This is a genomic window from Dietzia cercidiphylli, assembly GCF_014145145.1.
GTDB classification, from domain to species: domain Bacteria; phylum Actinomycetota; class Actinomycetes; order Mycobacteriales; family Mycobacteriaceae; genus Dietzia; species Dietzia natronolimnaea.
The window spans coordinates 1-3,813 of the sequence record NZ_JAALEA010000545.1 but is presented as its reverse complement, the minus strand read 5'-3'; the positions used below and the strand labels follow the sequence as shown (position 1 = coordinate 3,813).

Here is a 3,813-nt window from a genome sequence, read left to right as displayed (position 1 = left end):
AGACGTGAACCCAAACGCAAATCGCCAGGTCAACGGCCAGAAGGACGCGAGGCCGCTCGCGTCACCTGTGGGTGTCGACGCGCTCGATCCGGCCCCCCAGGGACCGCACCTTCTCTAGGAAGTCCGGGTACCCGCGGTCGATGTGGAAGATCTCGCAGACCTCGGTCACGGCGTCCCCGCACATCCCGGCGAGGACCAGGCCCGCGCCGGCGCGGATGTCACTGGCCCACACGGTCGCGGAGTCCAGGCGTTCACGGCCCCGGATCTTCGCGTGGTGCCCGTCGGTCTCGGCATCGACTCCCATGCGCACCATCTCCTCGACGAAGCGGAATCGTGCCTCGAAGAGGTTCTCGGTGATCACGGACGCGCCGTCCGCCACGGAGGCGAGGGCGATCGCCATCGGCTGGAGATCGGTCGGGAAGCCGGGGAACGGCAGGGTCCGCACGTCCCGCGCGCGGGGACGGCCCTCCTGGATGACCCGGACCCAGTCCGGACCGGTCGAGACCTGCGCCCCCGCACCGCGGAGGTTCTCCAGCACCACGTGGATGAACATGGGATCGATGCCGGTGACGGTCACGTCACCCCGCGTCATCACGGCGCCCATCGCCCAGGTGGCGGCGACGATCCGGTCCCCTATCACCCGGTGACTCACCGGCGTCAGTGTCTCGACACCGTCGATGGTGATGGTGCTCGTCCCGGCCCCGCTGATGCGGGCACCCATCTTGGACAACAGGTCACAGATGTCGACGATCTCTGGTTCCCGGGCGGCGTTGACCAGCGTCGAGGTGCCGCGGGCCAGAACCGCGCCGAACAGAAAAGTCTCCGTGGCACCCACGGAGGGGAACGCGAGCGTGTACCTGGCGCCCGTCAGTTCGGTGGCCTCGGCGACCAGTCGGCCGTGATCCATCCTCGTGGTGGCGCCCAGCTTCTCGAGCGCCTCGCGGTGCCAGTTGAGTGGCCGGTCCCCGATCGCATCTCCGCCCGGCATCGCCAGCTCGGCACGGTGGTAGCGACCGACGAGGGGCCCGAGGATGCAGACGGATGCCCGCAGTCGCTGCGCTGCCTTGTCGTCCGACACGTGCCCCAGGTCCGCCGGCGTGTCGATCACCACCGTTCCGCCCGAGATCTCGACGGTGCACCCCAGGTGCCGCAGCACGTCGGCCATCGCGGGCACGTCGGAGATGTCCGGGCAGTTGGTCAGTGTGGTCCGCCCCTCCGCCATCAGTGCCACCGCCATCAGCTTGAGCACGCTGTTCTTGGCGCCGGCGACAGAGACCTCGCCGGCCAGTCTGGTGCCGCCGGTGACGAGGAAGCTCTCCTCGCGGGACGTGGGGTTACCGCTCACGCGGTCCACCTTAGGCGAGAACCGGGGCGACCAGCGGAGCCCGCGCACCCTCGGGGCCACGCGAACGGGCGAGGCGACCACGGCAACGCGCGACCGGGCGAGGCGACCACGGGGCCGCGCGAGACGACCACGCGACCGCTCGACCGCGCACGCGTAGGTTGGCGTCATGGCTGTGCATCTCACCAAGATCTATACCCGGACCGGCGACGACGGCACCACGGGACTGTCCGACTTCTCCCGGGTGAGCAAGAACGACGCCCGACTGGACGCCTACGCGGACTGCGACGAGGCCAATGCCGCCCTGGGGGTAGCCCTGACCTGCGGCGATCTCGACAGCCGCATCGCCTCCGTGCTCCGGGTCGTACAGAACGACCTCTTCGACGCCGGGGCCGACCTCTCCACTCCTGTTGTCGACGCCCCCGAGTACCCCCCGTTGCGGATCGAGCAGTCCTACATCGAGCGACTGGAGGGGTGGATCGACGAGTTCAACGCCGAACTCGCCGACCTGACCTCGTTCATCCTGCCCGGTGGAACCCCCGGCGCCGCCCACCTGCACGTCGCCCGGACGGTGGTGAGGCGCGCCGAGCGAGCCGCCTGGGCCGCCGTCGAGGCATACCCCGAAACCACGTCCGTGATGCCGGCCAAGTATCTCAACCGCCTGTCGGACCTTCTGTTCGTCCTGGGACGGGTGGCCAATCCGGAGGGCGACGTCCTCTGGGTTCCCGGCGGCGAGCGCGGCGCCGATCGCGGCTGATTAATCCGGAGCTCCCGGACCCCGGCCGCAGTGCCAGAGCCGCTCTCCTGCGCCCGAGCCGCTCCGCTGTGCCCGAGCCGCTCCGCTGTCCCCGAACCGCCGTGCCCGAGCGTGCAGCCGCCCCGGGGGTCAGGGCAGAACGCCCATCCGACGCGCCGCGTTGACCGCCTCGAATCTGGTGTGCGCATCGAGTTTGCGCATGACCGAGCGCAGGTAGCTCTTCACCGTCTCCGCACCGATCCCCATGTCGGCGGCCGTCTCGATGTTCGTCTTGCCCTGCGCGACGCAGGCCAACACGTCGAGTTCGCGGCGCGACAGGCGTGCCGTGGGCATCTCCGGCGGCGGGGAGACCATCTCGGCGCAGATCCGTTCGAGCTCGGCACGCACGTCCGGGTCCTCGGTCCGGGAGGCCAGCATCCGCAGCCGGGCATGGGTGTCGCGCATGCGCTCGTTGGACAGGACGTCGTCCCAGCGCCCCTCACCCGCTCCCGGGCCCATCGGGGCCGCGCCCCGGGCCGCGAGGGCGTCGTTGACCGCGATCTCCTGCTCGAGGGCGCGGGCCGTGGCCGCCATCTGGTTGAGGACCTTCTCGCCGAAACGGACCGAGGAGTGCACGCCGGCGTAGAGCACGGCCCGCACGTCCTTGCCCACCACGACCGGGATCGCCGCCATCGACCGCAACCCCTCGGACAGCACGGGCAGGTCGTACTCGTGGGTGATCACCCCGGCGCGCGGATAGTCGGCCACCCCGACCGGCTTCCCGGTGGCCATGACCCGACCACCGACGCCGGCGCCGTAGTGCACGGTGAGGTCCTTCATCGCCGAGGTGCGCATCCCGAGGGACTCGGAGAGCACGAGGGTGTGGCCCTCTCCGACGACCCCACCGATGGTCACCGGGATGCCCGTGGCCTCCCGCAGGGCGGAGATCGCGCTGCGGACGGACGCCAGATCACGCCGACGCCGCTGCGCATCGCTGGCGGCACTCCCGGCTACACCACGGCCGGCATTCTCCTCGTCCATGAGGTCTCCTCCCACGTCCGTGGCATACCCCCACCGCGAGTAGGGGACGACCCCCCGCAAGTGCCACACATCACCATCGTCAGCGCCACTATACGCACGTGGCCGGGCTGATACCGATCCCAGTCGGCCGCCGACGACCGATGTCCCCGGGGGTGCCCCACCCCGCTTCCCAACCGGAGTGCACTCAGGGAGTGAAAGCTGGATCGAATGCCTCGGGGTCCTCGGGATCCGCCAGCATCGCGGCCGCTCCGGTAAGGGGTGCGACGCGCTGTTCGTCGTAGATCCACTCCTCGACGTCACTGGAGTCCGGGTCGCCCACCAGGTACGGGTGCAGGCCCAGATCGGCGTCCGCGTCGACCGCCTCCCCCGGCGCCAGCGCGGAGTCGTCGAGGAACCGGGTCACCTCGTCGTCGTCGAGATCGACGCCGATCACCACCATCCCCTCGGTGCCCTCTCCGCCCGCACGGAGCTCGAGCCGGCGCCCCACCAGCGCGACCTCGTAGCGCCGTGGTCCGTCGGCGGTGCCCAGGGTCACCGTGCCCTTGGCGCGGTAGGCACCGGTCGGCGGCGAGGCGAGCGCGGACAGGAACCGGCGGGGGTGCAGGGGCCCGGACGGGGTCACGGTGAACGCCCGGTAGCCGTCGTGGAGATGGTCGTGCGCGTGGTCGTGATCGTGCGCGTGCGGGTGGGCACG

At 70.6% G+C, this 3,813-nt stretch carries 4 protein-coding genes; 1 reads left to right on the top strand and 3 read right to left on the bottom strand.

Annotated elements, in window-relative coordinates:
- Positions 1 to 61: 61 nt before the first annotated feature.
- Entirely contained in the window at positions 62 to 1,345 is a 1,284-nt protein-coding gene (gene murA / locus G6028_RS17245; RefSeq protein WP_179524634.1) for a UDP-N-acetylglucosamine 1-carboxyvinyltransferase, read from the bottom strand.
- A gap of 166 nt (positions 1,346 to 1,511) precedes the next feature.
- On the opposite strand from murA, the gene G6028_RS17240 reads away from it, so the two are divergent.
- Positions 1,512 to 2,099, top strand: coding sequence for a cob(I)yrinic acid a,c-diamide adenosyltransferase (locus G6028_RS17240; RefSeq protein ID WP_182659593.1), 588 nt, complete (start codon positions 1,512 to 1,514; stop codon positions 2,097 to 2,099).
- A gap of 129 nt (positions 2,100 to 2,228) precedes the next feature.
- Here G6028_RS17240 and G6028_RS17235 read toward each other — a convergent pair whose 3' ends face one another.
- Positions 2,229 to 3,119: a LuxR C-terminal-related transcriptional regulator gene (locus tag G6028_RS17235; protein ID WP_179524632.1), complete on the bottom strand. Its 891-nt coding sequence runs from the start codon at positions 3,117 to 3,119 to the stop codon at positions 2,229 to 2,231.
- Positions 3,120 to 3,303: 184 nt separating this feature from the next.
- Positions 3,304 to 3,813: GTP-binding protein (locus tag G6028_RS17230; RefSeq protein WP_182659592.1), on the bottom strand; the 510-nt coding region annotated here is incomplete at its 5' end.

Coding starts and splice junctions, on each gene's coding strand:
- G6028_RS17240 (WP_182659593.1), top strand. CDS start 1,512: ATGGCTGTGCATCTCACCAAGATCTATACCCGGACCGGCGACGACGGC.
- G6028_RS17235 (WP_179524632.1), bottom strand. CDS start 3,119: ATGGACGAGGAGAATGCCGGCCGTGGTGTAGCCGGGAGTGCCGCCAGC.